The organism is Streptomyces sp. NPDC001617 (assembly GCF_053596855.1).
This window is the reverse complement of sequence record NZ_JBSFHA010000005.1, coordinates 177,936-204,358: the sequence shown is the minus strand read 5'-3', so window position 1 is coordinate 204,358 and position 26,423 is coordinate 177,936. Positions and strand designations below refer to the sequence as shown.

The following is a 26,423-nucleotide window of genomic DNA, read 5'->3' as shown; positions in this document are numbered from 1 at the left end:
GTGCTCCTCCTGCCTGCGAGTACTCCCTACTCACCCAAGCAGAATCGTCACGTCGATGTTCCCGCGGGTCGCGTTCGAGTACGGGCAGACCTCGTGGGCGGCATCCACCAGCTTCGCCGCCACGTCCTGGTCGAGGACCGGGAGCGAGACACTCAGGGCGACCGCGAGGCCGTAGCCGCGCTGCTTGTTGGGGCCGATGCCGACCTTCGCGGCGACCGTGGAGCCGGTCAGGTCGTAGCCGGAGCGGCGGCCGACCAGGACCAGCGCGTTGTGGAAGCAGGAGCTGTAGCCGGCCGCGAACAGCTGCTCGGGGTTGGTGCCGTTGCCGTCGCCGCCCAGTTCCGGCGGCATCGCGACCGTCAGCTCGAGCAGCCCGTCCTGACTGGTGACATAGCCGTCCCGGCCACCGTGTGCGGTCGCCTCGGCGACGTACATGATCTTCGTGGGTCTGGTGTCCGGGCGGGTGTCGACAGCGAGGTCGTCGCTCGTGGCGCTCATGGCTGGCCCCCCATAAGGAATGCGCGCGAGTACATCGTGCACAAGGTACTGGCCGGTAGGTAGGTCGGGAATTACCGGGGGGTAGCAACCGGGGGTAACAGGAGGTCGCAGGGGTGCGCGGACGGGGCGTGCGCGCCGTCGGTAGGGGTGTGCGGCGTTGACGGGGGCGCGCGGCGGTCTCGTGCGCGCCGTCAGTGGGAGCGCTCGGCTGCCTCGTGTGCCCTCTCTGCGAGCTTCCGCAACTCCTCGCGCAACCTCGCGACCTCCTCGCCGCCGAGGCCGGTCGCGGACAGGAGCGCGCCGGGGACGCACGCCGCGCGCTCCCTCAGTTCCTCTCCGCGCCCCGTGCACGCGACGAGCACCGAGCGCTCGTCGTGAGCCGCGCGCTCCCGGCGCACAACTCCGGCGCTCTCCAGCCGCTTGAGCAACGGGGAGACCGTGCCGTAGTCCAGCCGCAGGGCCCCCGCCAGTTCCTTCACCGTGGTCTCGCCGCGCTCCCACAGGACGAGGAGTACGAGGTACTGCGGGTAGGTGAGGCCGAGTTCCTCCAGCACCGGACGGTACGCGGCCGTTACCGCGCGCTGGGCCGCGTAGAGCGCGAAGCACAGCTGGTCGTCGAGCAGGAGCGAGCCCTCGGCCGCCGTATGGTCCTCGTTCGTCACGCGCCCATTGTCACGGACGGGACGTGTCCGCCGTCACCGAACGGGGATCGAAGCCGAACGGCAGCTCCAGCCGGTGGGCGCGCATCAGGGCGTCCTCGGAGAGGAGTTCGGCCGTCCTGCCGTCCGCGGCGATGACGCCCTCGCTGAGGATCAGGGAGCGCGGGCACAGTTCCAGGGCGTAGGGGAGGTCGTGGGTGACCATCAGGACCGTCACGTCCAAGGAGCGCAGAATGTCGGCCAGTTCGCGGCGGGAGGCGGGGTCGAGGTTGGAGGAGGGCTCGTCGAGGACGAGGATCTCCGGCTCCATGGCGAGGACCGTCGCGACGGCGACCCGGCGGCGCTGGCCGAAGGAGAGGTGGTGCGGGGGACGGTCCTTGAACTCGCCCATGCCGACCTGCGCCAGCGCCCGGTCGACCCGCGCCTCCAGCTCCGCGCCCTTCACGCCGGCCGCGGCCGGCCCGAACGCCACGTCCTCGCGGACCGTCGGCATGAACAGCTGGTCGTCCGGGTCCTGGAAGACGATGCCGACCCGGCGCCGGATCTCGGCCATGTGCCGCTTGCCGACGGGCAGTCCGGCGACGATCACCGTGCCCGCACCGCCGGTCAGGATGCCGTTGAGATGGAGTACGAGGGTCGTCTTGCCGGCGCCGTTCGGACCGAGCAGCGCGACCCGTTCGCCGCGCTCGATGCGGAAGTCGACGCCGAACAGGGCCTGGTGGCCGTCGGGGTAGGCGAAGGCGAGGCCGGAGACCTCGAGAGAAGCGGCGGCAGTACTCACAGGGTCCATCCCAGCAGGCAGACGACGAGGGCGGCGACGGGGAGCGCGAGGGCGTACGACCACTGCGCGCGGGATGCGGTCACCTCGTCGATGACCGGCATCGAACCGGCGTATCCACGGCTGACCATGGCCAGGTGCACGCGCTCCCCGCGCTCGTAGGAGCGGATGAAGAGGGCGCCCGCGCTCTTCGCGAGCACCCCCCAGTGCTTCACGCCGCGCGCCTCGAAACCGCGCGACTCCCGCGCGATCCGCATGCGCCGCATCTCGTCGGTGATGACATCGCCGTAGCGGATCATGAAGGACGCGATCTGGACGAGGAGGGGCGGGAGCTTCAACCGCTGCAGTCCGAGGAGCAGTTCGCGCAGCTCGGTGGTGGAGGCCAGCAACACCGACGCGGCGACGCCGAGCGTGCCCTTGGCGAGGACGTTCCACGCGCCCCACAGGCCGTTCACGCTCAGGGACAGCCCCAGGACGTCCACCCGCGCGCCCTCCGCCACGAACGGCATCAGCACCGCGAACGCCACGAACGGCACCTCGATCAGCAGCCGTTTGAGGACGAACCCGGCGGGCACGCGCGCGTGGTACGCGACGACGCCCAGGAGGACGGCGTACAGGCCGAACGCCCACATCGCCTCCCGGGGCGTCGACACCACGACCACCACGAAGGCGAAGGTGGCCGCCAGCTTGGTGTGGGGCGGCAGGGCGTGCACGGGGGAGTGCCCGTGCCGGTAGAGCCGGTGTGCGTGTCCCGCGCCCATCTCAGACGGCGCTCGTGCTGGTGGGGGAGACGTCGGGCGTACGCCTCTGGCGTACGGCCCAGAAGACCGCGCTCCCCGCGACCACCGTCACGCCCACGCCGATCACGCCCGCCAGCCCCCCGGACAGGCGGGCGTTCTCGACGTCCTTGACCCCGTAGTCGGCGAGCGGGGAGTCGGCCGACGCGTGCTGCTCGGTCTTGCTGTCGATGCCCTTGTCGCGGGCGACCTTCTCCAGGCCGTCGGGGTCGGCGGAGGCATAGAAGCTGACGAAGCCCGCGAGGAGCAGGGAGGTCGCGAGGCCGGTGATCCACAGCGCGCGTCGCGAGGTGCGCGCCGCGACGGGCGTCGCGCGCGCCTCATCGGGCGCCGGTACGTCCACGAGCACGCCGTTCACACGCAACTTGAGTTTCTGCGCCAGACCACGCGCCCCGTGCACGAGATCCGGGCGCACGGCGATCACCGCGCCCACCGTCAGCGCCGTGATCGCCGCCTCCCCGATCCCGATCAGGACGTGCACGCCGATCATCGCGGTGGCGACCTTGCCGATGGAGACGTCGGTGGTGCCGCCCACGGCGTAGATGAAGGTGAACGCGACCGAGGCGGCCGGCACCGACACCAGCGCGGCGACGAAGGAGGCCACGGTGATCGAGCGGCGTCCCCGCGGCAGCACCTTCACCAGGACGCGGAAGACGGCGTACCCGACGACCGTCGTGACGATCGCCATGTCGGTGATGTTCACGCCGAGCGCGGTCAGGCCGCCGTCCGCGAAGAGAATCCCCTGCATGAGCAGGACGACGGACACGCACAGCACACCCGTACAGGGGCCGACGAGGATCGCCGCGAGCGCGCCACCCAGCAGATGGCCGCTGGTCCCGGCGGCCACCGGGAAGTTCAGCATCTGCACGGCGAAGAGGAACGCCGCCACCAGTCCGGCCAGCGGCGCCGTCCGCTCGTCGAGCTCCCGGCGCGCGCCGCGCAGGCTCACGGCGACGGCGGCTGCGGCGACCACGCCGGTCGCGGCGGAGGTGGGCGCGTCGATGAATCCGTCAGGCACATGCACCGTTCGATGATAGACGCTTATTGCGAATACTTTGCAAGAGCTAGACAGTTGTCGGCTCTGTCTGCGAGTCGTCCCACCCCAAGGGGCGCGACCCGGAAAATGTGCGACATTGGAGAGGGGTGGACGCACAGCTTCCACACAGGTCACGCAGCGTGAGAGGGCCGTCACGATGTCTGTAGTCGAACAGTACGCACGAGCCCACATCGTCACGGATGCCGCGATACCGGAGGACGAGACGATCCCTGTCGTCCTGCGCTACGACTCCGAGGCCGACCCACGTTCGGTACGGGTCGACCTGCCCGGGACGCACGAGTGGACCTTCTCGCGCTCGCTCCTTGAACAGGGCCTGCGTGCCCCGGTCGGCAGCGGAGAGGTCCGTGTCTGGCCGTGCGGCCGGGTGCAGGCCGTGGTCGAGTTCCATGGAGCGCAGGGCGTCTCGGTGGTGCAGTTCGAGACGAAGGCCCTGCTCAGGTTCCTGCGGAGGACGTACATGGCCACCGCATCCGTGACCCGCTGAAGCCGATCAGCCCATCTTGAGCAGCGCGGCCACGATCGGCCCCGCGGTGTCACCGCCGTGACCGCCCGCCTGCACCACGCCCGCCGCCACGAGGTCGCCCCGGTACGCGGTGAACCAGCCGTTCGGTTTCTTCTGGCCGTCGACCTCGGCCGAGCCCGTCTTGGCGCCGACGTCGCCGGTGACCCCGGACATCGCCTTGGACGCCGTGCCGTATCCGGCCGTGTACCGCATGACCTCCTTCAGCCAGCCCTGGGTCTGGGACGACATGGTGCGCGAGGCCTTGGCCAGCGTGCGCTTGTCCACGTCGGGGGAGACCAGGTACGGCTGACGGAAGACGCCCGACTCGACCGTGGCCGACACCGAGGCCATGTTCAGCGGGTTCATGCGCACCCCGCCCTGCCCGATCAGCGAGGCACCCATCTGGGCGCCGCTCTGCACCGGGACGGAGCCGTCGAAGGTCGGGACGCCGATGGCCCAGTTGTTCATGCCGAGGCCGTAGACCTGCTGGGCCTCCTGCGTCAGATCGCTGTTGGAGAGCTTCGGGGCGAAGTTGATGAAGGCGTTGTTGCAGGAGGCGCCGAAGCTCAGCATGAAGCTGCCCTGCTTGATCTCGGAGTCGTCGTCGTTGTGGAAGGTCCACCCGGCGAGCTTGTACGTCTTGGGGCAGGGGTGCGACGAGCTCGGAGTGACGAGCTTCTTCTCGAACAGCATCGTCGACGTGATGATCTTCATCGTGGAGCCGGGGGCGAGGGAGCCCTGGAAGGCCACGTTGAAGGTGCGGCTGTTGTTCGCCACGGCCAGGATCTCGCCGGTCGACGGACGCATGACGACGACCGAGGAGCGGGCCTTCGCGGCGACCTGACGCTCGGCCGCCGCCTGGAAGGTCGGGCTCAGCGTCGTCTTCACCTTGCCGGGCGTGCCCTTGGTCAGGGTCAGCAGCGTCTTGTCGGAGAGCTTGGCCTTCTGCGACGCCTTGCCGCGCACCACGTCCAGCTCGACGCCCGCCCTGCCGCCGGCGATCTTGCCGTACTTCTCGCGCAGGCCGTCCAGGACCGGGCCCAGCGACGGGTACTTGGCGGTCGTCAGCTCGCCGCCGTCACGGTCGTAGGCCTTGACCGGGGGCGTGCCCGACTCGCCCGTGACCAGCGTGTCGCCGTCCTTGAGGTCCGGGTGGACGACGGCGGAGTGCCAGTCGACCTGCGGCTTGCCGGTCTCCTTGTTCCGCACGACCGTGAGTGAACTCTCGTACGCGAGCGGCTTGCTGTCGCCCTTGTAGGAGACCGTGCCCTTCACGGAGAAGGGGACCTTGTCGCCGGTGCGGGTGCCCGGGGTGAGGGTGACGCCCGTGACGTGGGCGTCCTTGGTGTAGCCGGTGAGGAGGGTGGTGGCGGCCGTGGTGTCGTTCGTGACGGCCGCCGCCTGGGCCACCTTGCCGGTCTGCCAGCCGGTGAGGAACTTCGTGGCCGTCGTCTGGACCTCGGTCGCCGACAGCGGGCCGGTCTTGACGTGCTTGTGGTCGGCCGAAGAGGACGCCGTGCCGGCCCGGTCGTCGGCCGATGCCCCGCCGCCGTACAGCGCGTAGGCGCCGAAGCCGGCGCCGCCGACGACCACCACGGCGATCATCCCGCCGAGCACGGCGGGCTTGGTCTTCCGTCGCTCGGCGACGCGCCTTCTGTTGCCCACAGCTTTCGTTCCTCCGCGTGTTCCCCAGGGTCCCCGTTGCCCTCATTCATCCCAACGACGGCAACAGCCTAGAGTCCCGTCCTCGGCCGGTGACGTCAGCCTCCGGTTCGTAGCACAGCTGCGACAATCGGGCCCGCCGCGTCGATGCCGTGGCCGCCGTCCTGGGTCATGGCCGCGGCCGCGATGTCATTGCGGTAACCGGTGAACCAGCTGTTGGACTTGGACTGTCCGTCCACCTCGGCGGAACCGGTCTTCGCGCCGATGCTGCCGCCCAGGTCGGCCATCACGCCGGCCGCGGTGCCACTGGTCGCGGTGCGGTTCATCATCGCGCGCAGCTGCTGGACCGTACTCGCGGACAGACCCTGGGCGGTGGCGATCTCGCGGTCGTCGAGCTTCGGCGACACGATGATCGGCTGGCGGAAGCGGCCCGTCATCGCGGTCGCCGTCACGGACGCCATGTTCAGCGGACTCATCTGCACCTGGCCCTGGCCGATCATGTTCGCCGCCGTGTCGGGGCCGCCGGAGGCGGGGACCGAGCCGTCGAAGGACGGGATGCCGGTCTTCCAGTTGTCGCGGCCGAGCCCGAAGCGGTTCTGCGCCTCATAGGTGAGGGAGTCGACCTTCACCTCGTCCGCGTACTTCACGAAGGCCGTGTTGCAGGAGCGGGCGAAGCTGTCGGCGAGGGTGGCCTTCTCGTTCGGGGCCATGCCCTTGAGGTTGTGGAAGGTCTGGCTCTGCCACACCGCCTCGTTCGGACAGGGCGCCGGGCCGTTCATGCTGGTGATGCCGTTGTCGATGAGCGTGGCCGCGCTGATGATCTTCATCGTTGAGCCGGGGGCCAGCCGGCCCAGGAAAGCCGCGTTGAAGCCGTCGTCGCGGTGGTTGGCGACCGCCAGGACCTCGCCGGTGCTGGGCTTGACGGCCACGACGGACGACTCGGCGTACTTCGCCACCGCCTTCTCGGCCGCCGCCTGCGCGCCCGCGCTGAGCGTGGTGTGCAGCTTGCCCGCCCTGCCCTCGGCGAGCGTCAGCAGGGAGGTGTCGGCCGTGCCCTGCGCCTCGTGGTGGATCGACAGCTCGATGCCGGGCGTACCGCCCGCCTGGTCGCCGTACTTGGCACGCAGCTCGTCCAGGATCGGCCCCAGGGAGGGGTACTTGTCCTTCGTCAGTGCGACACCATTGCGGTCGACGGCCTCGATCGGCGCGCTCGCCGCCTCGCCCGTGACCAGCGTGTCGCCCTTCTTGAGCTGCGGATGGACGACCGACGGCTGCCAGTCGACCAGCGCCCGGCCGGTGGTCTTTCCGCGTACGACGGTCAACTCGCTCCTGTACGACAGGGGCTTGGACTTCCCGTCGTACGACACCGTCGCCTTGACCGTGTAAGGCACCGTCGCCCCGCTCGCCGTGCCCGGCGTGATCTTCACGTCCTTGATGTGCGCGGTGTTGCCATAGGACGTCAGCAGCGGTTCGGCGGTCGCGGCGTCGTTCGTGTACGTCGCCGCCCGGGCGCCGTCGCCCTTCGACCAGGCCGCGAAGAACTTCGCCGACGTCTCCTTGATCTCGTCCTTGCTCGGCGGCCCGGTCTTCACGGATGTGCCGTTCGAACCGCCGTCGCCGTTCAGCGCGGACACCACGTTGTACGCGCCGTACCCGGCGCCGCCCACCATCACAGCGAAGACGCTGCCTATGACGGCGGCCTTGACCCCCTTGCCCATGAAGGGCCCCCTCCCCGTTACCCCGTTGGTCCTCGCACTGTATGTGGCCCAAGGGGGAGCTGTGAGGAGAGTTTCGGCAGTTGTCCGTTCGAGGGCGCGGAAGGTCCGCTATACCCAGGTATCGATCCACATACGTGAACGCCAGTCGTCGATCGGGATCGCCGTGCCGGTGTACAGGGGCCAGAAGTAGATGAAGTTCCAGGCGATCAGCAGGACGAGCACCCCCGCGCCCGTCGCCCCGGCCACCCGCCGTGTGTCGCTCGACCCCGGCGGCCCGATGATCGCGCCCAGCAGCATCGCCACGGCCAGGCACAGGAACGGCACGAAGACGACGGCGTAGAAGAAGAAGATCGTCCGCTCCTGGTACAGGAACCAGGGCAGATACCCGGCCGCGATGCCGCAGGCGATGGCGCCGGCCCGCCAGTCGCGGCGGAACAGCCAGCGCCACAGGACGTACAGGATCGCGAAGCAGGCCACCCACCACAGCAGCGGTGTGCCGATCGCCAGGACCTCGCGGGCGCACTTCTGGCCGGCGTCGGCGGGGCAGCCGTCGGAGCCGGGCGAGGGCGACTCGTAGAAGAACGAGACCGGGCGGCCGTCGACGATCCAGCTCCAGGGGTTGGACATGTACGTGTGCGGCGAGTGCAGGTTGACGTGGAACTCGTAGACCTCGTGCTCGTAGTGCCACAGGCTGCGCAGCCAGTCGGGCAGGAAGGTCCAGCTGCCGCCCTTGCCGTCGGTGGCGGCCCAGTTGCGGAAGTAACCGCCCGAGCCGTTGGCGGGGGAGAGGATCCAGCCGGTCCAGGAGGCGAGGTAGACGACGGCCGCGACCGGGATCATGGCCGCCGCGATCAGGGTGGCGGGCAGCGCCGCCAGGTACGGGCGCCGGGCCCCCGCCACCTTGCGGGAGCCGACGTCCCACAGGACCGTCAGCACGCAGAACGCGGCCAGGATGTAGAGGGCGTTCCACTTGGTGCCGATGGCCAGGCCCAGCATCAGGCCCGCCAGCCAGCGCCAGGGACGCCACCCCAGGCGGGTCTTCTCGGCGATGTGGGCGTCCGGTCGGACGAACCCGTCGGCGTCCGGCGGCAGCGCGGCCGCGAGTTTCTCGCGCGCCTTGTCGCGGTCGATCACCAGACAGCCGAAGGCGGCCAGCACGAAGAACATCAGCACCCCGTCGAGCAGTGAGGTGCGGCTCATCACGAAGTGCAGCCCGTCCACCGCCATCAGCCCGCCCGCGAGGCAGCCCAGGAAGGTCGAGCGGAAGATACGGCGGCCGATCCGGCACAGCATCAGCACGGACAGCGTGCCGAGCAGCGCCGTCATGAACCGCCAGCCGAACGGGTTGAACCCGAAGACCAGCTCGCCCAGCCCGATCACGTACTTGCCGACCGGCGGGTGCACGACATAGGCCGCGTCCGCCGGAAGGGTGACGTGTCCGTGCGAGTTGATGATCAAGTCATTGACGTTCTTGTCCCAGTTGACCTCGAAGCCCCGGTGGACGAGCGCCCAGGAGTCCTTCGCGTAGTACGTCTCGTCGAATATCACCGAGTCCGGGCTGCCGAGGTGCCAGAACCGCATCACGCCCGCCATCAGTGTCACCAGCAGCGGACCGACCCAGCCCGACCAGCGCGCGATCCGCTCGGCCAGTGCCCGTGGCACGCCCAGGATCTGCCACATCCGCGGACTCGGCCGGACATACGGCGGCACCAGGCGCTCGCGGACGTCGCTTCTGGGCTCGGCCGTGTATCCGAAACGGCGCAGCCGCTGCTGCCACGACGGCCGCTGGTCTTCGAGTGCCTGGCCTGGCCGGGTGTCCGGGGAGGACGCGGTACTGGTCACCGCGCCATCGTAGGGAACCGTTCTGTGTGAGTCCCGTGCATGGCAGGTAAGGGTTGCGATGCGTTCCCTTGTGCACGCCCCCGTGTCCGCCCCTGGGAGGATGGGGGCGTGACTGGAACCCTTGTCCTGGCAGGTACCCCCATCGGCGACATCGCGGACGCGCCGCCCCGGCTCGCCGAGGAGCTCGCGGGGGCGGACGTCGTCGCCGCCGAGGACACGCGCCGGCTGCGGCGGCTGACGCAGGCGCTGGGCGTCACGCCCAAGGGGCGCGTGGTGTCGTACTTCGAGGGCAACGAGACCGCCCGTACGCCAGAACTGGTCGAGGAACTCGTGAACGGCGCACGGGTCCTGCTCGTCACCGACGCCGGCATGCCGTCCGTGTCCGACCCCGGCTACCGGCTGGTCGCGGCGGCGGTGGAGAAGGACATCCGGGTCACGGCCGTCCCGGGTCCGTCCGCCGTGCTCACCGCACTCGCGCTGTCCGGGCTGCCCGTGGACCGGTTCTGCTTCGAGGGCTTCCTGCCGAGGAAGGCGGGCGAGCGGCTGACGCGGTTGCGCGAGGCCGCCGAGGAGCGGCGCACGCTCGTCTACTTCGAGGCCCCGCACCGGCTCGACGACACCCTCGCCGCGATGGCCGAGGTGTTCGGCGCCGAGCGGCGGGCGGCCGTCTGCCGGGAGCTGACCAAGACGTACGAGGAGGTCAGGCGGGGTCCGCTGGAGGAGCTGGCCGCGTGGGCCGCCGAAGGCGTACGGGGTGAGATCACCGTCGTCGTCGAGGGGGCGCCCGAGAAGGGGCCCGGAGAGCTGGACGCCGCCGAGCTGGTGCGACGGGTACGCGTGCGTGAGGAAGCGGGGGAGCGGCGCAAGGAGGCCATCGCGGCCGTCGCGGCGGAGGCCGGGCTGCCCAAACGGGAGGTGTTCGACGCGGTTGTGGCCGCGAAGAACGACGCTTCCGCGGGTGGTTCGTGAGGCTTTCGTGAAGTGCGCCACACCCCCTCTGAGCAGGGCGCATCTCTCCTGAGCGCGCGCCCCACGGGACGGCAAAGGGCTGTCGTGGAAAGCAAAGCCCTGACCGCTTTCCCGGGGGTGGTATGGCAAGGAAAGTCCAAATCGGATCCAACAGTCGACAGCCCTGATGCGCTCGCGAGGCCGGAAGCGTCTTACTGGACGAAGGGACGCACCGGTCCCTTTGTCCAGCAGCTAAGAGGAGCTGGCATGAGCGAGATCGCAGGGCAGACCGGCCTCCGTGGTGCGGCGACCGCAGTCGTGCACGAGTCGTATTCCTTCGCCTGCATGCGTTGCGGCAGCGGCTGGGAGCAGTCGTACGAGATAGAGCACCACAGGGACGCCGAGGGCCACGAGTTCGTGATGTACGTGGCCGGCGGCCAGGTCGTCCCGTCTCCGCTGTCCAGGCCGACGTGCCAGAACTGCGACAGCCACGTCGTACGGATCATGCGGCCGGGGCAGGTCTCCTCGGCGCACGACGCGGCGCACGGACCCCAGCGGCACGCCCCGCAGGCCGGACCCGCCCAGGCGCCGGAGGGCGCCGGGGGTGCGGAGGCCGGGGCGGTCAAGGAACCTCACCACTGGCACCTCTCCGATCTTCTGCACCCCTTCCACCGCAAGGCGAGCTGACAGCTCCGCGAGCCGGGACGGCGTGCCCCTTTCGTAGGATCGGGGCATGCCCTCCTCCAGCTCCAGCAGCGCCGGCGGTTCCCGCGCATCCGGCGCCTCGCGTGACAAGAACGCGGCGCCGCCGCTCCCGGAACCCCTCCGGGTGCCCGTCGCGGACTCCCACACCCACCTCGACATGCAGTCCGGCACGGTGGAGGAGGCGCTCGCCAAGGCCGCGTCAGTGGGTGTGACGACCGTCGTCCAGGTCGGCTGCGACATACGTGGCTCCCGGTGGGCCGCCGAGACCGCCGCCGCCTTCGAGAGCGTCCACGCGACCGTCGCCCTCCACCCGAACGAGGCCCCGCGCATCGTCCACGGAGACCCCGACGGCTGGTCCCGCCAGGGCGCGCGGCAACCGGGGGGCGCGGGGGCGCTCGACGAGGCGCTCGCCGAGATCGATCGCCTGGCCGCACTCCCGCAGGTCAAGGGCGTCGGCGAGACCGGCCTCGACTACTTCCGCACCGGGCCCGAGGGCAAGGAGGCGCAGGAGCGCTCCTTCCGCGCCCACATCGAGATGGCCAAGCGCCATGGCAAGGCGCTGGTCATCCACGACCGCGAGGCACACGCGGACGTGCTGCGCGTCCTCAAGGAAGAGGGCGCCCCGGAGCGCACCGTCTTCCACTGCTACTCCGGCGACGCCGGGATGGCGGAGATCTGCGCCCGCGCCGGATACTTCATGTCCTTCGCCGGCAATGTCACCTTCAAGAACGCCCAGAACCTGCGGGACGCCGTGGCGGTGGCGCCCCTGGAGCTGCTTCTGGTGGAGACCGACGCGCCCTTCCTGACGCCCGCGCCGTACCGCGGACGGCCCAACGCCCCGTATCTCGTTCCGGTCACGGTGCGCGCCATGGCCGCCGTGCGGGGTATCGACGAGGACGCGCTGGCGACAGCTCTCGCCATGAACACGGCCCGCGCTTTCGGTTACTGACCCATAACGCACTACTGTGCGTAGCCGCGTCGCTTTGGAGAGTGACGGACGCTCCGCTAGGTTCTGTGGCTCGATCCGGACCCCTCTGGACCCCTACGGCCCCTGGAGCGTGTCGGCGTGAGCAGCTCGCAGTACGAGACGTATGAGGAGTACGCCCGCCCCGCGGCGGAAGCGGCGGAAGCGGCTGGACACCGGCCGCCCGTGTACGACGGTTTCGACGTGCACAGTGCGCGGACGGTGGCCTTCGGGATGTCGGGGGCGTACGACGACACGTATGCGCCTGCGTATGAGGTGCGAGGTGTCCATGAGGCGCGCGCGACGCCCGAGGCGGCGCTTCCGCGCCAGGCGGGGCGCGCGGTGAGCAAGGGGGCGCTCGATGGTGGTGCGCGCGCCGGGGTGAGTGGGCGGGGCGCGCGTCGGCGCAAGCTGTGGAGCACCGGGCGTGCGGACAGTTCCGTGCGCCGTCTGCTGCCGCAGGCGCTGGTCGTCGCGTTCCTGGCCGGCGGTACCACCGCGTTCGTCGCCAAGGACAAGGCGATCGAGCTGACGGTCGACGGCAAGCCGCGCACCCTGCACACCTTCGCGGACGACGTGGACGAGCTGCTCGCGCAGCAGGGCGTGGACGTAGGGGCGCACGACGTGGTGGCGCCCGCCCCCGGTTCGGCGCTCGCCAGCGGCGACGACGTGGCGGTGCACTACGGGCGCCCCGTGCGGCTCACGCTCGACGGGCGCCGGCACGAGGTGTGGACGACGGCGCACACGGTGCAAGGGGCGCTGGTCCAGCTGGGGGTGCGTGTGGAGGGGGCGTACATGTCCGTCTCGCGCTCCCAGCCCATCGGACGCGCCGGGCTCGCGCTGGACGTGCGCACCGAGCGTTCCGTGACGGTCATGGCCGACGGGCGGGCGCGGACCGTGCGGACGAACGCGGCGACCGTGCGGGAGGTGGTCGAGGAGTCCGGCATCACCCTGCACGGGGAGGACACGACGTCCGTACCGGGCGACAGCTTCCCGCGCGACGGACAGACGGTGACCGTGCTGCGGGTGACCGGCGCGGAGGAGATCCGTGAGGAGCCCATCCCGTTCGAGACGGAGCGGACCGACGACCCGACCCTCTTCAAGGGGACGGAGGCCGTCCAGCAGGCGGGCCAGGTGGGGCTCAGGCGGGACACCTACGCCCTGCGGACCGTCAACGGGGTCGGGCAGAAGCCGCGCAGGACCGGTTCCGAGGTGGTGCGCAAGCCGCGGAAGCAGATCGTGAAGGTGGGGACGAAGCCCCTGCCGACGTCCGTGCAGGGCGCGGACGGGCTGAACTGGCACGCGCTCGCGGCGTGCGAGTCGGGCGGGCGGCCGAACGCGGTCGATCCCTCGGGGACGTACGGCGGGCTGTACCAGTTCGACACCCGCACCTGGCACAGCCTCGGGGGCAGCGGCCGCCCGCAGGACGCGACGCCGGAGGAACAGACGCTTCGCGCGAAGAAGCTGTATGTGCGGCGCGGGGCGAGTGCCTGGCCGCACTGCGGGACGCGGTTGCGCGGGTGAGGGTGCGGCGCGCGGGCCGCTGATGGGCGCCGCTGTCCGCAGCAGGACCGGCCGGTCCCGCCCCGTACCCTTGTCCCGTGAGCAGCAACCCCGCCCCAGACGCCCTCCTCGGGCCCGCCGACGTCCGTGAACTCGCGGCCGCGCTCGGCGTGCGTCCCACCAAGCAGCGCGGTCAGAACTTCGTGATCGACGCGAACACGGTCCGCCGTATCGTCCGCACCGCGGAGGTGCGGCCGGACGACGTGGTGGTGGAGGTCGGCCCGGGGCTCGGTTCGCTCACGCTGGCGCTGCTGGAGGCCGCCGAGCGCGTCACCGCGGTCGAGATCGACGACGTACTGGCCGGCGCGCTGCCCGCGACCATCGCGGCCCGCATGCCGGAGCGCGCCGAGCGTTTCGCGCTGGTCCACTCCGACGCGATGCACGTCACCGAGCTGCCGGGCCCGCCCCCGACCGCGCTGGTGGCGAACCTTCCGTACAACGTCGCCGTCCCCGTCCTCCTCCATATGCTCGACACCTTCCCGAGCATCGAGCGCACCCTCGTCATGGTCCAGTCGGAGGTCGCCGACCGCCTCGCCGCCCCGCCCGGCTCGAAGGTGTACGGCGTCCCGTCCGTGAAGGCCAACTGGTACGCCGAGGTCAAGCGGGCCGGCGCGATCGGACGCACCGTCTTCTGGCCTGCCCCGAACGTGGACAGCGGCCTCGTCGCGCTGGTCCGCAGGGCCGAGCCGATCAAGACCACCGCCTCGAAGCGCGAGGTGTTCGCCGTGGTCGACGCGGCCTTCGCCCAGCGGCGCAAGACACTGCGCGCGGCACTCGCCGGCTGGGCGGGGTCGGCCGCGGCGGCGGAGACGGCCCTGGTCGCCGCGGGGGTGTCGCCACAGGCGCGCGGCGAGTCCCTGACCGTCGAGGAGTTCGCGCGCATCGCAGAGCACAAGGAGCCCGGTCCCCAGTGAGTGTCACCGTCCGTGTCCCGGCCAAGGTCAATGTGCAGCTCGCGGTCGGTGCCGCCCGGGCCGACGGGTTTCATGAACTGGCCAATGTGTTTCTCGCGGTCGGGCTCTACGACCACGTGACCGTGACGGCGGCCGACGAGCTGCGCGTCACCTGCGAGGGGGCCGACGCCGGCCAGGTGCCTCTCGACCGTACGAACCTCGCGGCGCGGGCCGCGATCGCGCTCGCCGGGCGGCGCGGTATCGAGCCCGCCGTGCACATCCACATCGCCAAGGACATCCCGGTCGCCGGCGGTATGGCGGGTGGCAGCGCGGACGGCGCGGGTGCGCTGCTGGCCTGCAACACGCTGTGGGGGGCGGGCGCCTCCCAGGCCGAACTGCTCGCCATCTGCGGGGAGTTGGGCAGCGACGTGCCGTTCAGTCTGGTCGGCGGGGCGGCGCTGGGCACCGGGCGCGGCGAGCAGCTGCGCACGCTCGAAGTGGGCGGCACCTTCCACTGGGTGTTCGCGATGGCCGAGCGGGGGCTGTCGACGCCGGCCGTGTTCCGGGAGTTCGACCGGCTCGCGGAGGCGCGGGACGTCCCCGAGCCCGTGGCCTCGCGGCCGCTGCTGGACGCCCTCGCGAAGGGCGACCCGGACGCGCTCGCCGCCGCCGTCTCCAACGACCTTCAGCCCGCGGCCCTCTCGCTCTTCCCGGAACTCGCCGACACCCTCGAAGCGGGCCGCACCGCGGGCGCCCTCGCGGCGCTGGTCTCCGGCTCGGGCCCGACGACGGCTTTCCTCGTACGGGACACGGAATCGGCGCTCAAAGTGGCGGAGGCGCTGGGGAGTTCGCGTACGTGCCGGTCGGTACGGACGACTTCGGGACCGGCACCCGGCGCGACCGTGCTCGACGCCTGACCGATCCAACTCCTCGACAGCGGAACCCAGTTGCTCACAACCGGCGTCCGGCGTCCCTCTGGAACCCATCTGACCTGCATAAATATGCATGTCAGGTGTAACCTGCGCCAATCCCGCCGGCGGACGTGCTGTGCGCGGCCGTCGTCGAGGTCGACAACGCGCACCGGGTGCAGATCTGGGTGGTGCCGAAGGTCTCCGTGGTCGGCGGCTCGGTCGCCGACGTGATCCATCTGCTGGCCGAACTGGTCGAGAACGCGGCCGCGTTCTCCCCGCCGAGCACCAAGGTGCAGCTGTGCGCGGCACGCATGCGTGACGGTGTTCTCATCGAGGTCGAGGACAGCGGCTTCGGCATGAACGAGGAGGCCCTCGCCGAAGCCAACCGCAAGATCCAGTCCGACAAGGTCGACCTCCTCGACGCCAAGCAGATCGGCCTGTTCGTGGTCAACCGGCTGCGCGAGCGGCAGGGAGTCAGGGTCGAGCTGCGTGCCTCGCCGAACGGCGGGGTGACGGCGGCCGTGTTCCTCCAGGGAGAACCTGGTGCGCGACGACATGCCGGTGGCCGAACACGCGGTCGGCGGACGCGGGTTGGCCCCCGCGGCGGCGCTGATCACACGGCGGCGGACGGGCGGGGCCGGGAGCGCGCCGGCGTAGGGATCTTCGCCCGATCTCCACACGGATGTACTGCAACCGCAGTACGGGTGGGACGGGTGGGACGGATAAGGTCCATTGATACTTCAAGCGCTTGCTGTTGCGCGTACGACCTCTGCACAGCCGAAGGATCACCTCGTGCCCCAGTCCGAACCCCCCACCCCCACCCACCGTCGCAAGCGGTCCCTGTCCCGTCGTGGCGCGATCGGCGCCGGCGCGGCCGTGGCCGGCGCCGCGGCCCTGACCCCGGCGGTCTTCGCGGCGACCGACTCCGGCTCCGACAGTTCCGGCAGCTCCGGCAGCGCCGACTCCGGTACGACGCCGGAGCAGTTCCCGGCGACCCGCTCGGCCGCCGCCACCGGTACCGGTACTGCCACCACCTCCTTCGCCGCCTCCTACGTCGGCCTGCGCTGGAGCGGCGCCCAGGACGGCGCCGCCATCCGCTTCCCGGGCGACTCCGCCTTCCAGCAGCTGAGCGGCGGCTGCGCGACCGTCGACGGCGGTGGTACGGCCCTGGTGGCGGCCGGCAACGCCAAGACGTACGAGGTGAAGGCCGACAGCGGCACGACGGACGTGCGTTCGCTCGCGATCGACCCCGCTCGCGGCCCCGGCCGCACCTTCCAGGTGCCGTCGGAGCCGACACGCGTGCGTGGCGTGCGCTATCTGTCGCGGCCCGCCTGGGGTGCCGACGAGTCGAAGCGGTACAAGAACGGGCAGGTCAACTCGCCCGAGAAGTACTACGCGTTGCAGACGATCACCGTCCACCACACGGACACCCCGAACAGCGACCCGGACCCTGCGTCGACCGTCCGCGGGATCTACGAGTACCACGCGGTCACCCTGGACTGGGGCGACATCGGCTACCACTTCCTCATCGACGAGGTCGGCACCGTCTACGAGGGCCGCTACTCCGGCGACGACCCGATCCCCGCCTTCGACACCGACGGCGACCTGGTCACCGCCTTCCACACCGCCGGCTTCAACTCCGGCAACCTCGGCATCGCCCTCATAGGCACCCTCGTCGACCAGGGCCCGACGGACGCGGCCAAGACCTCGCTGATCCGACTGATCAAGGTGATCTCCCGCTTCAAGGGCCTGGACCCCGCGGGAAAGACGACCTTCGTGAACCCGGTCAACGGCGTCACCAAGGACGTGAACACGGTCAGCGGCCACCGCGACTGGCTGCAGACCGACTGTCCCGGCCAGACGATGTACGACCTCCTGGGCGAGGTCCGGACGGCCGCGGCCCGCTGATCCGGGAGTTGTCCACAGGCTGACCTGCTCGGGGATCGGTCACCGACCGGCGCGCATTAGGCTGGGAGGCTGATCGACCCCCCTGGGCAGGAGAGTAATGGCCGTCAATCTGGTCAATGTCGAGAACGTCAGCAAGGTGTACGGCACTCGTGCCCTCCTCGACGGCGTGTCCCTCGGCGTCTCCGAAGGCGACCGGATCGGGGTGGTGGGTCGCAACGGCGACGGCAAGACCACCCTCATCCGGATGCTGGCCAAGCTGGAGGACACCGACACCGGGCGCGTCACGCACTCCGGCGGGCTGCGCCTCGGGGTGCTCACCCAGCACGACTCCCTGGACCCGACCGCCACCGTGCGGCACGAGGTCATCCGGGACATGGCCGACCACGAGTGGGCGGGCAACGCCAAGATCCGTGATGTGCTGACCGGGCTGTTCGGCGGGCTCGACCTCCCCGGCTTCCCACAGGGCCTGGACACGGTCATCGCGCCCCTCTCCGGTGGCGAGCGGCGCCGTATCGCGCTGGCCAAGCTGCTCATCGAGGAACAGGACCTGATCGTCCTGGACGAGCCGACGAACCACCTCGACGTCGAGGGCATCTCCTGGCTCGCCCGGCATCTGCGCGAGCGCCGCTCCGCGCTCGTCTGCGTCACACACGACCGCTGGTTCCTGGACCAGGTGTGCACGCGCATGTGGGACGTGCAGAAGGGCGACGTCTACGAGTACGAGGGCGGCTACTCGGACTACGTCTTCGCGCGTGCCGAGCGCGAGCGCATCGCCGCGACCGAGGAGGTCAAGCGGCAGAACCTCGTCCGCAAGGAGCTGGCCTGGCTGCGGCGCGGGGCACCCGCGCGTACGTCCAAGCCGCGCTTCCGCGTCGAGGCCGCCAACGAGCTCATCAAGGACGTACCGCCGCCGCGGGACAGCTCCGAGCTGATGAAGTTCGCGTCCTCCCGGCTGGGCAAGACGGTCTTCGACCTGGAGGACGTGACCGTCCAGGCCGGTCCCAAGGTGCTGCTCAAGCACGTCACCTGGCAGCTCGGCCCCGGCGACCGCATCGGCCTGGTCGGCGTCAACGGCGCCGGCAAGACCTCGCTGCTGCGGGCGATGGCGGAGGCGGCCCGGACCGAGGGCGAGAAGCAGCCCGTCGGCGGGCGCGTCAGCGTCGGCAAGACGGTCAAGCTGGCCTATCTCTCCCAGGAGGTCGCCGAGCTGAACCCGAACCTGCGGGTCCTGGAAGCAGTCCAGCAGGTGCGGGAGCGCGTCGACCTCGGCAAGGGGCGCGAGATGACCGCCGGGCAGCTGTGCGAGACGTTCGGCTTCAACAAGGAGAAGCAGTGGACGCCGGTCGGCGACCTGTCGGGCGGTGAGCGCCGCCGACTCCAGCTGCTGCGGCTGTTGATGGACGAACCGAACGTCCTCTTCCTCGACGAGCCCACCAACGACCTCGACATCGAGACCCTGACCCAGCTGGAGGACGTCCTCGACGGCTGGCCCGGCTCGATGATCGTCATCTCCCACGACCGGTTCTTCGTCGAACGCACCACCGACCGGGTGTTCGCCCTGCTCGGTGACGCCACCCTGCGGATGCTGCCGCGTGGCATCGACGAGTACCTGGAGCGGCGCCGGCGGATGGAGGAGGCGGTCGCCGCTTCCTCGCCGGTCGCGGTGAAGGCCGTGCCCGAGGACGGCGTCCCGCAGAGGAACGCCGCCGACCAGCGCGCCGCCAAGAAGGAACTCCAGAAGATCGAGCGGCAGTTGGACAAGGTCTCCGAGCGGGAGACCAAGCTGCACGCCCAGATCGCGGAGAACGCCACGGACTTCGCGAAGGTGGCCGAACTGGACGCCGAACTGCGGGACTTGGCCGGTCAGCGCGAGGAGCTGGAGCTGCGCTGGCTGGAACTCGCCGAGGACGCGTGACGGGCGAGTGCAGGCGCGCACGGGGCGCGTAACGACGGCATCACGGGCCGGTCGTCCCTTGGGAACAGGGGGCGGTCCGGCCCGGTGCGTTGTCGGTCCCGAGTGATAGAAAGGGCCGCCTGAGAACTTTCTGAGTGCGACTCCGGGTCATCACGCACCTCGGGGCGTGGCTAGAAAACGGTCATCGAACGGGGGAAACGCGGATGACACAGCCACCCGACCAACCGCCGCCGGGGGGCTTCGGCGCGCCGCAAGGCCCACCGCAGGGCGGTTTCGGCGCCCCGCCGCCACCCCCGGGCCCGCCCCGGATGCCGCCGCCTCCACAGGTCCCGCCGCAGCAGGGTCACGGCTACCCGCAGCCGTCCCAAGCCCCGCAGATACCGCAGCCGCCCCAAGCTCCGCAGCCGCCCCGGACGCCGCAGCAGCCGGGAGCGTACCCCCAACAGCCGGGCGCCTATGGCCGACCCGGCGGCCCCTACGCCCAGCCGCAGCCCGGTGCTTATGGCCAACCCGGCCCGTACGGGCAGCCGCAGCAGCCGGGGCCGTACGGGCAGCAGCCCGTTTACGGCTACCCGCCGCAGCCCCAGTACCCCGGTGCGCCCGGCACCCCGCCCTCCGGCTCCGGCAACCCCTTCAAGGGCAGGCCCGGTCTGGTCGTCGCCGCGGTGGTCGCCGCGCTGGCCGTCATCGGCGGCACCGTCTACGCGGTGACCGGCGGGGACGACGGCAAGAAGCCGGTCGCCCGGCAGAGCGACGACCCCAAGCCCACCGCGTCCGGCACCTCGGGCGGCTCCGGCGGTGGCGGTTCCGACCCGGAGAACCTCAACTCGGGCCGCCGGCCGGGCGAGGCCAAGGTGCTCTGGTACAAGTCGCCGCCGGACGCGCCCGGTGCCGGTGCCGACGCGCCCGGCATGTGGATCACCGACAAGACGGCGGTGAAGGCGGCGTACAAGCAGGTCTTCGCCTTCGACGTGGCCGACGGCGAGCCGACCTGGGACGCCGTCAGGTTCCCGCAGAAGATCTGCTCGGTCACCCCGCGGAAGTCGGCCGACGACAAGATCGTGGTGGCCTACGAGAGCGGCAGCAGCCAGAACGCCAAGTGCAACATGCTCCAGCAACTCGACCTGAACACGGGCGAGAAGGGCTGGAGCCTCAAGCTCGCCGACGGCGCGCTGTTCGACAACACCGTCACCGTGTCCCTGACGGTCACCGGGAAGACGGTGGTGGCGGGGCGGGCGCAGTCCGGGGTGGCGTACGACATCGACAGCGGGAAGAAGCTGTTCGAGAAGACCAAGTACGGCAAGGCCTGTTTCCCGACCGCGTTCGCGGGCGGCGACAAGCTGGTCTCCGTCGCGTCCTGCGAGGCCGGCGAGACGAACGAGCACGACGAGATCCAGGAGCTCGACCCGACGACCGGCAAGGCCCGGTGGACGCAGAAGTTCGACAAGGGCTGGAAGGTCGCGCGCACCTACTCCGTCGACCCGCTCGTCGTCTACAGCACGAACGAGGACAAGAAGGCCTGGAACATCTCCACCTTCGACGCCAAGGGCGACTTCCGTTCCCAGGTCGGCTTCGACGAGAACTTCGCGCCCCAGTGCGGGTGGGCCATCCTCGCACGTGATCTGCAGGGCTGCGAGGGCGTGGCGGCCGACGCGAACACGCTGTATCTGCCGACCCAGGCCACCACCGGGCCGAACGAGATCGTCGCGATCAACCTCGCCAACGGCAAGGAGAAGTGGCGCGTCAAGTCCCCGGCGGACGAGTCGATGCTGCCGATCAAGGTGGAGGGCGGCAAGCTCGTCGCCTATGTGGAGCCGTCGTACGACGCGGGCGGCCAGGTGGTGGCGATCGCGACGAGCGGTTCCAGCCACACCCCGGCCAAGCTGCTGCAGAACCCGTCCACGACCGCGGACCTGGAGAGCGGCCTGTTCTCCAAGGCCTTCGACTGGGTCGACGGACGCTTCTACCTCTCGACCACCCGGGTCAGCGGCAACGACGACTCGAAGGGAAAGCTGATGCTCGCCTTCGGCAAGTGACGCCTTCCACGTGACCGTTCCCAAGTGACCTTTCCGTACAGGCACTTCACGCCGCCGCCCCGCCCCGACGGCCGTCCCCGCCCTCCGCTCACGAGGTACCCAAGCCATGACCCAGCCCCCACCGCCCCACCAGCCCCCACAGCAGGGCGGCTTCGGCCCACCCCAGGGCCGGCAGCCACCCCAACAGCCGGGCTACGGCGCCCCGCAGCAGCCCGCACAGCCGGGGTACGGCTACCCGCAGGCGCCCCCGCCACCACAGCAGCCGGGCTACGGCGCCCCCCAAGCCCAGCCGCCCCAGTCCCCGCAGCCGCCCTACGGCTACCCGGGGCAGCAGCCCGCCCCCTACGGCCAGCCCGCCGCGCCCTTCGGGCAGCAGCCCAACCCCTATGGGCAGCAGGCCGGTTACGGCTACCCGCAGGGCCCCGTTCCGCCGTACCCGCCCGCCGGGCAGCCCGGGGGCGCGGGGAAGAGCAAGGTGCCGGTGATCATCGTCGCCGCGGTCGCCGCCCTCGCCCTGGTCGCCGGTGGGGTCTGGTTCGCCACCTCCGGCTCGGACGGCGACAAGAAGGACGACACCGCCAGTTCCAGCGGCGGTACCGGCGGCAGCGAGGACACCGGCGGTGGGGGCGCCGACGGCAAGGGCGAGGAGAAGGTGCCCTCCGATCCCAGTGCCCGGCAGCTGTTCAAGCTGGCGTCGCCCAAGGTCGCCGGGACCACCGTCGTGTCCGGGTCATGGCTCACCGACAAGGCGTATGTGAAGAGCGGTGTCGCCGAGATCGACGGCTACGACCCCGACAAGGGCACCAGGCTGTGGACGATCAAGCTGCCCGGCCCGGTCTGCGAGGCCAGCGCCCACACCACCGACGACAACCGGACGGCCGTCCTCTTCCAGCCGAAGATGCCGGCGAAGAACAGCTCGGCCGGCTGCACCCAGGTCGCGGCGATCGACCTCGCCGCGGGCAGGAAGCTGTGGACGAAGACCGTCGACTACGACGGCCAGCCGATGAACTTCAGCAACGTGACCGTCAGCGCGAACACCGTCGCCGTCGGCGGCCTCACCGGCGGCGCCGCCTTCGACGTCGCCACCGGCAAGGCGCTGTGGGCCCCGAAGCCGGACGACAGCTGCCGCGACGCCGGATACGGCGGCGGCGAGAAGCTGGTCGCGGTCCTCAAGTGCGGCCAGTACGGCCAGCGTCAACTGCACATCCAGACCATCGACCCGGAATCCGGCGAGGTGATCTCGGAGTACAAGATGGCCAAGGGCATCGAGTACGCCGCCGTCGTCTCGACGAACCCCCTGGTCGTGGCGGCCGACGCCGGTGACACCGCGGGCGACGGCAGCGAGATCTCGGACTTCTACTCGATCGACGACAAGACCGGCAAGCTGATCACCCACATCTCGGCGCCGGGCAAGCAGTACGCGGCCCGCTGCGACTCCATCTCGGAGATCGAGGCGTGCACCGGACTCGCCGTCGGCAACGACCGGCTGTACATCCCGACGGAGGAGCACGACGGCACCGGGTACAGCCAGACCAACGAGATCGTCTCCTTCGACCTGGCCACCGGCAAGCAGACCGGACAGCGTGCCGACGCCGGCGACGGCTACACGATCACTCCGCTGCGCATGGACAAGGGCAACCTGATCGCGTACAAGCGGCCGCCCTACAACAAGGGTGGCCAGATCGTCAGCATCGACGGCGGCTCCTTCAAGGAGACCAAGCTGCTGGAGAACCCGGCGACGGGCTCGGCGCGGGCCGCGGAGGCCACCATGTCCCCGGACTACTCCGAGATCCTCTACGCGCAGGGCCACCTCTACATGGCCTCGCACTACGCCGACAAGGCGTCCAGCACAGGGGAGAAGTACCTGGCGCTCGCCTTCGGCACCGGCGGATGAGCGGCAGCGAGGGGTGCATCACCGACGGGTCAATCTTCAACGGTTGAATCACCCTTGAATGCGAGGAAAGCAAGATATTCCGTCGATCCGGGGCACTTCTCACCAGTAGGGGGAGCGTAACGTCGAACAAGCGTGTAGCTTCCGGGGGCATGAAGAGCGGGGGAGCCGGGAGGGGGCTCCTGTCCGCGCGGACCAGTGGGCATCCATAGTGGGGCATCGATGGAGATCCATTGGGGGGACTGGGGGGTTGCTCGATGGGAGTGCGGCTCATGGTGGTCGACGACCACCGACTGCTCGCCGAGGCGTTGGCCTCGGCGTTGAAGCTGCGGGGGCACCGGGTGCTCGCCGCGGCTGCGCCGGCCGCGGGTGCGGCGGAGCTGGTGATCACCCGCGCGCCGGAGGTGTGCCTGCTGGGGACGGCGACACCGGCCGAGCCGGGGATCTTCGACCCGGTGGTGAGGATCAAGCGGGAGCGTCCGCAGGTGGCGGTCCTGGTGCTGGGCCCGGTGCCCAGCCCACGCGGCATAGCCGCCGCCTTCGCCGCGGGCGCCTCCGGCTACGTACGTCATGACGAGCGCATCGAGGGTGTCGAGCGGGCCATCATGAAGGCGCGAGCCGGGGAGGCCGCGGTCGCCCCGCAGCTCCTCCAAGGAGCCTTCAGCGAGCTCCTCAACCCGGCCGCCCAGCCCGACGACGAGGGTCAGCGGCTGCTCCAGATGCTCACCCCGCGCGAGGTCGAGGTCCTGGTCCGGGTCGCCGACGGCGAGGACACCCGTCTGATAGCGGCCGGCATGGGGATCGCCCCGTCGACCGCCCGCACCCACGTCCAGCGCGTCCTGATGAAACTGGGCGTCGGCTCCCGCCTGGAGGCGGCGGCCCTGGCGGCCCGGACGGGCCTGCTGGACCGGGCGGGCCCGGTACCGCACGCGGTGCCGTCGGACGGCGCGGAGGCATAGGGCGCCCGCGGGGGCGAAAGGGGCGCGGGGAACTGCGCGAGCAGCCCCCACGCCCCCGCACCCGGCAGACTTCCGCAAGCGCAACGGCGCTACTCCGCCTCTTCCTCCTCCGGAGGAAGAGGCGGAGGCGTGGGCCGCAACTTCAGCCAGACCAGGAAGAACACGCCGAGCAGCAGCATCGCGATGCCGGTCCACAGGTTGATGTTGATGCCCTGCGCCTTGTCGATGGCGGCCTGGTCGTCGGTGATGCCGGCGATGGTGACGATGACGCCGTAGACGACGAACAGGCCGCCGATGATGCGCCGCAGGTCGAAGATGCGGGCCGCGGTGGTGGACTGCTTCTGGAGTTCGGTGACCTCGCGCTGGACGTCCTGCTCGGAGTATCCGGAGTGCTCGGAGTGCTCGGAGTGCTCGGGGCGGTCGGAAAAGTCGGACATGGTCTCTCCATCCTCCCGCGGTCAGAACGAGAACGGGATGTAGCAGGCGGCGGCGATGATCACCGCACCCCAGCCCAGCAGGGCCGGCCTGCGATACCAGGCGTCGTCGCCGGCGGCGGGGGGCTCGGTCATGCCGGGGGAGACGGTGCCGTAGACCAGGCCCTGGAGGTCCTCGGCCGGCTTGGGCCGGGTGAAGAGGGACACGGCGACCATCACCACCGCACCCGCCACGAAGCCCACGATCGCGGAGACGAAGTTGGCGCCCTGGTCGGTGGGGATGTCGATGATGCCGTGCTTGTAGATCCAGAAGTAGTTGACCATCGCCGAGACGGTGCCGGCGAGCAGGCCCCAGAAGCCGGACTTGACGGACGCGCGCTTCCAGAACATGCCGACGATGAAGACGACGAACATCGGCACGTTGAAGAAGGAGAACAGCGTCTGGAGGTAGCTCATGATGTTCGAGAAGGACGAGGCGAGGAACGCCGTGCCGACCGAGGCGGCGACGCCGAGCACCGTGATCAGGCGGCCGAAGCGGACGTAGTACGCGTCCTCGCGGCCCCTGACCACGTACCGGGACCAGATGTCGTTGGTGAACACCGTGTTGAAGGACGACACGTTCGCCGCCATGCCCGCCATGAAGGCGGCCAGCAGACCGGTCACGGCGATGCCCAGGACACCGTTGGGCAGCAGCTTCTGCATCAGGTACGGGATGGCGTGGTTGTACTGGTAGCCCGACTTGGCGGTGCCGAAGCCGGGGACCAGGGCGGCGGCCACCAGCCCCGGGATCATCACCAGGAAGACGATGAAGATCTTCGGGTACGCGGCGATCAGCGGGGTGCGCTGGGCCGCGGACAGGTTCTTCGCGGACAGTGCGCGCTGCACCTCGGCGAAGTTGGTCGTCCAGTAGCCGAAGGAGAGCACGAAGCCCAGGCCCAGGACGATGGTCAGCCAGTTGGCGCCCAGCGGGTTCGCGCTGCCGATGCCCGTGCCGCCCCACGCGGTGGTGAAGTTCGCGCCGTGGGTGGCGGTGAGCTTGTCGGTCAGGCCGCCCCAGCCGCCGACCTTCTTCAGGCCCAGCACGACGATCGGGATCAGCGCCGCCAGGATCACGAAGAACTGCAGCACCTCGTTGTAGATCGCCGACGACAGACCACCCAGGGTGATGTACGCCAGCACGAAGGCGCCGGCCACCACGATCGCCACCCACTGCGGCCAGCCCAGCAGCGCCTCGACGACGATCGCGAGGGCGTAGAGGTTCACCCCGGCGATCAGGATGGCCGCGAACGCGAACAGTGCCGAACTCAGCAGGTGCGCCCACGTGTCGAAGCGCAGCAGCAGCATCTCGGGGACCGAGCGCACCTTGCTGCCGTAGTAGAAAGGCATCATCACCAGGCCGAGGAAGACCATGGCCGGGATGGCGCCGATCCAGTACCAGTGGACGGTGTACGCGCCGTACTGCGCGCTGTTGGCGGCCATGCCGAGGATCTCGGTGGCGGCCAGGTTGGCGGAGATGAAGGCGAGTCCGGTGATCCAGGCCGGCAGCGAGCGTCCCGAGAGGAAGAAGTCGAGGCTGGTCTTCACCGATCTGCGGGCGGCGAAACCGATGCCCAGGACCACGGCGAAGTAGATGCCGAGGATCGTGTAGTCGAGTCCGTTCGTGGGGAGACGGAGCTCTGCAGCCAGATGGGTGGGGGTTTGCATGCACGTATCTATGCCCTCCCCATGGAACATACGCCTGCTCACACCGTGCGACTTACTCGTCACAGGCTCCTGACCATTG

General features: G+C 70.3%; 23 protein-coding genes and 1 pseudogene. 13 read left to right on the top strand and 11 right to left on the bottom strand.

Features of this window, described 5'->3' with window-relative positions:
• Positions 1–30: 30 nt before the first annotated feature.
• The 5 genes from ACWC09_RS06335 to ACWC09_RS06315 form a co-directional block, all read right to left on the bottom strand.
• Positions 31–498: an organic hydroperoxide resistance protein gene (locus ACWC09_RS06335; protein ID WP_450849047.1), complete on the bottom strand. Its 468-nt coding sequence runs from the start codon at positions 496–498 to the stop codon at positions 31–33.
• Between the two features lie 191 nt (positions 499–689).
• Positions 690–1,160, bottom strand: a complete 471-nt coding sequence (locus ACWC09_RS06330) for a MarR family winged helix-turn-helix transcriptional regulator (protein WP_450849045.1) — start codon at positions 1,158–1,160, stop codon at positions 690–692.
• Positions 1,161–1,170: 10 nt separating this feature from the next.
• Positions 1,171–1,947, bottom strand: coding sequence for an energy-coupling factor ABC transporter ATP-binding protein (locus ACWC09_RS06325; protein ID WP_450849043.1), 777 nt, complete (start codon positions 1,945–1,947; stop codon positions 1,171–1,173).
• Positions 1,935–2,696, bottom strand: a complete 762-nt coding sequence (gene cbiQ, locus ACWC09_RS06320) for a cobalt ECF transporter T component CbiQ (protein WP_450849041.1) — start codon at positions 2,694–2,696, stop codon at positions 1,935–1,937. The genes ACWC09_RS06325 and cbiQ overlap by 13 nt, the downstream gene beginning before the upstream one ends.
• A 1-nt stretch (position 2,697) precedes the next feature.
• Positions 2,698–3,756 carry an energy-coupling factor ABC transporter permease gene (locus tag ACWC09_RS06315; protein WP_450849039.1) on the bottom strand — a complete coding sequence of 353 codons (1,059 nt, stop codon included), beginning with the start codon at positions 3,754–3,756 and terminating at the stop codon, positions 2,698–2,700.
• A 169-nt stretch (positions 3,757–3,925) separates the two neighbouring features.
• On the opposite strand from ACWC09_RS06315, the gene ACWC09_RS06310 reads away from it, so the two are divergent.
• Positions 3,926–4,273 carry an SsgA family sporulation/cell division regulator gene (locus ACWC09_RS06310; RefSeq protein ID WP_450849037.1) on the top strand — a complete coding sequence of 116 codons (348 nt, stop codon included), beginning with the start codon at positions 3,926–3,928 and terminating at the stop codon, positions 4,271–4,273.
• A 6-nt stretch (positions 4,274–4,279) separates the two neighbouring features.
• On the opposite strand, the gene ACWC09_RS06305 is transcribed toward ACWC09_RS06310, so the two are convergent.
• From ACWC09_RS06305 to ACWC09_RS06295, 3 genes are all read right to left on the bottom strand, one after another.
• Positions 4,280–5,956, bottom strand: coding sequence for a penicillin-binding transpeptidase domain-containing protein (locus ACWC09_RS06305; RefSeq protein ID WP_450849035.1), 1,677 nt, complete (start codon positions 5,954–5,956; stop codon positions 4,280–4,282).
• 95 nt (positions 5,957–6,051) lie between these two features.
• Positions 6,052–7,671: a penicillin-binding transpeptidase domain-containing protein gene (locus ACWC09_RS06300; RefSeq protein ID WP_450849034.1), complete on the bottom strand. Its 1,620-nt coding sequence runs from the start codon at positions 7,669–7,671 to the stop codon at positions 6,052–6,054.
• Positions 7,672–7,779: 108 nt separating this feature from the next.
• The gene (locus ACWC09_RS06295; RefSeq protein ID WP_450849032.1) at positions 7,780–9,513 is read right to left on the bottom strand and encodes a dolichyl-phosphate-mannose--protein mannosyltransferase; all 1,734 of its coding nucleotides are present in this window, start codon (positions 9,511–9,513) and stop codon (positions 7,780–7,782) included.
• A 108-nt stretch (positions 9,514–9,621) separates the two neighbouring features.
• Here ACWC09_RS06295 and rsmI point away from each other — a divergent pair, with 108 nt between their 5' ends.
• The 6 genes from rsmI to ACWC09_RS06265 all read left to right on the top strand — a co-directional run bounded on the left by rsmI (position 9,622) and on the right by ACWC09_RS06265 (position 15,503).
• Positions 9,622–10,482, top strand: a complete 861-nt coding sequence (gene rsmI / locus ACWC09_RS06290; RefSeq protein WP_450849030.1) for a 16S rRNA (cytidine(1402)-2'-O)-methyltransferase — start codon at positions 9,622–9,624, stop codon at positions 10,480–10,482.
• 246 nt (positions 10,483–10,728) lie between these two features.
• The gene (locus tag ACWC09_RS06285) at positions 10,729–11,148 is read left to right on the top strand and encodes a hypothetical protein (protein WP_450849028.1); all 420 of its coding nucleotides are present in this window, start codon (positions 10,729–10,731) and stop codon (positions 11,146–11,148) included.
• Positions 11,149–11,194: 46 nt separating this feature from the next.
• Positions 11,195–12,115: a TatD family hydrolase gene (locus tag ACWC09_RS06280; protein WP_450849026.1), complete on the top strand. Its 921-nt coding sequence runs from the start codon at positions 11,195–11,197 to the stop codon at positions 12,113–12,115.
• Between the two features lie 117 nt (positions 12,116–12,232).
• Entirely contained in the window at positions 12,233–13,654 is a 1,422-nt protein-coding gene (locus ACWC09_RS06275; protein ID WP_450849024.1) for a ubiquitin-like domain-containing protein, read from the top strand.
• 77 nt (positions 13,655–13,731) lie between these two features.
• On the top strand, positions 13,732–14,607 hold the full coding sequence (rsmA, locus tag ACWC09_RS06270) for a 16S rRNA (adenine(1518)-N(6)/adenine(1519)-N(6))-dimethyltransferase RsmA (protein WP_450849023.1): 876 nt from the start codon (positions 13,732–13,734) through the stop codon (positions 14,605–14,607).
• On the top strand, positions 14,604–15,503 hold the full coding sequence (locus ACWC09_RS06265) for a 4-(cytidine 5'-diphospho)-2-C-methyl-D-erythritol kinase (protein WP_450849021.1): 900 nt from the start codon (positions 14,604–14,606) through the stop codon (positions 15,501–15,503). The genes rsmA and ACWC09_RS06265 overlap by 4 nt, the downstream gene beginning before the upstream one ends.
• Before the next feature lie 91 nt (positions 15,504–15,594).
• Here ACWC09_RS06265 and ACWC09_RS06260 read toward each other — a convergent pair whose 3' ends face one another.
• Positions 15,595–15,810 (bottom strand): hypothetical protein, encoded by a 216-nt coding sequence (locus ACWC09_RS06260; RefSeq protein WP_450849019.1) that lies wholly within the window; start codon positions 15,808–15,810, stop codon positions 15,595–15,597.
• On the opposite strand from ACWC09_RS06260, the pseudogene ACWC09_RS06255 reads away from it, so the two are divergent.
• The 6 genes and pseudogenes from ACWC09_RS06255 to ACWC09_RS06230 all read left to right on the top strand — a co-directional run.
• A pseudogene (locus ACWC09_RS06255) lies at positions 15,725–15,967 on the top strand (ATP-binding protein); the annotation flags it as partial. The gene ACWC09_RS06260 and the pseudogene ACWC09_RS06255 overlap by 86 nt on opposite strands.
• Before the next feature lie 322 nt (positions 15,968–16,289).
• Entirely contained in the window at positions 16,290–17,405 is a 1,116-nt protein-coding gene (locus ACWC09_RS06250) for a peptidoglycan recognition protein family protein (protein WP_450849017.1), read from the top strand.
• Between the two features lie 97 nt (positions 17,406–17,502).
• Positions 17,503–19,320, top strand: coding sequence for an ABC-F family ATP-binding cassette domain-containing protein (locus ACWC09_RS06245; protein ID WP_450849015.1), 1,818 nt, complete (start codon positions 17,503–17,505; stop codon positions 19,318–19,320).
• Positions 19,321–19,523: 203 nt separating this feature from the next.
• On the top strand, positions 19,524–21,356 hold the full coding sequence (locus tag ACWC09_RS06240) for an outer membrane protein assembly factor BamB family protein (RefSeq protein WP_450849014.1): 1,833 nt from the start codon (positions 19,524–19,526) through the stop codon (positions 21,354–21,356).
• 106 nt (positions 21,357–21,462) lie between these two features.
• Positions 21,463–23,250 (top strand): outer membrane protein assembly factor BamB family protein, encoded by a 1,788-nt coding sequence (locus ACWC09_RS06235; RefSeq protein WP_450849012.1) that lies wholly within the window; start codon positions 21,463–21,465, stop codon positions 23,248–23,250.
• Between the two features lie 254 nt (positions 23,251–23,504).
• Positions 23,505–24,206, top strand: coding sequence for a helix-turn-helix transcriptional regulator (locus ACWC09_RS06230; RefSeq protein WP_450849010.1), 702 nt, complete (start codon positions 23,505–23,507; stop codon positions 24,204–24,206).
• An 89-nt stretch (positions 24,207–24,295) separates the two neighbouring features.
• Here ACWC09_RS06230 and ACWC09_RS06225 read toward each other — a convergent pair whose 3' ends face one another.
• Positions 24,296–24,643, bottom strand: a complete 348-nt coding sequence (locus ACWC09_RS06225) for a hypothetical protein (RefSeq protein WP_450849008.1) — start codon at positions 24,641–24,643, stop codon at positions 24,296–24,298.
• Between the two features lie 21 nt (positions 24,644–24,664).
• Entirely contained in the window at positions 24,665–26,344 is a 1,680-nt protein-coding gene (locus tag ACWC09_RS06220; RefSeq protein WP_450849006.1) for a sodium:solute symporter family protein, read from the bottom strand.
• Positions 26,345–26,423: the final 79 nt, after the last annotated feature.

Excerpts from the sequence above, each read along its gene's own strand:
- ACWC09_RS06335 (WP_450849047.1), bottom strand. The coding sequence starts at position 498 with ATGAGCGCCACGAGCGACGACCTCGCTGTCGACACCCGCCCGGACACC.
- ACWC09_RS06325 (WP_450849043.1), bottom strand. The coding sequence starts at position 1,947 with ATGGACCCTGTGAGTACTGCCGCCGCTTCTCTCGAGGTCTCCGGCCTC.
- cbiQ (WP_450849041.1), bottom strand. The coding sequence starts at position 2,696 with ATGGGCGCGGGACACGCACACCGGCTCTACCGGCACGGGCACTCCCCC.
- ACWC09_RS06310 (WP_450849037.1), top strand. The coding sequence starts at position 3,926 with ATGTCTGTAGTCGAACAGTACGCACGAGCCCACATCGTCACGGATGCC.
- ACWC09_RS06300 (WP_450849034.1), bottom strand. The coding sequence starts at position 7,671 with ATGGGCAAGGGGGTCAAGGCCGCCGTCATAGGCAGCGTCTTCGCTGTG.
- ACWC09_RS06285 (WP_450849028.1), top strand. The coding sequence starts at position 10,729 with ATGAGCGAGATCGCAGGGCAGACCGGCCTCCGTGGTGCGGCGACCGCA.
- ACWC09_RS06280 (WP_450849026.1), top strand. The coding sequence starts at position 11,195 with ATGCCCTCCTCCAGCTCCAGCAGCGCCGGCGGTTCCCGCGCATCCGGC.
- ACWC09_RS06260 (WP_450849019.1), bottom strand. The coding sequence starts at position 15,810 with ATGCGTGCCGCGCACAGCTGCACCTTGGTGCTCGGCGGGGAGAACGCG.
- ACWC09_RS06245 (WP_450849015.1), top strand. The coding sequence starts at position 17,503 with ATGGCCGTCAATCTGGTCAATGTCGAGAACGTCAGCAAGGTGTACGGC.
- ACWC09_RS06240 (WP_450849014.1), top strand. The coding sequence starts at position 19,524 with ATGACACAGCCACCCGACCAACCGCCGCCGGGGGGCTTCGGCGCGCCG.
- ACWC09_RS06235 (WP_450849012.1), top strand. The coding sequence starts at position 21,463 with ATGACCCAGCCCCCACCGCCCCACCAGCCCCCACAGCAGGGCGGCTTC.
- ACWC09_RS06230 (WP_450849010.1), top strand. The coding sequence starts at position 23,505 with ATGGGAGTGCGGCTCATGGTGGTCGACGACCACCGACTGCTCGCCGAG.
- ACWC09_RS06225 (WP_450849008.1), bottom strand. The coding sequence starts at position 24,643 with ATGTCCGACTTTTCCGACCGCCCCGAGCACTCCGAGCACTCCGAGCAC.
- ACWC09_RS06220 (WP_450849006.1), bottom strand. The coding sequence starts at position 26,344 with ATGCAAACCCCCACCCATCTGGCTGCAGAGCTCCGTCTCCCCACGAAC.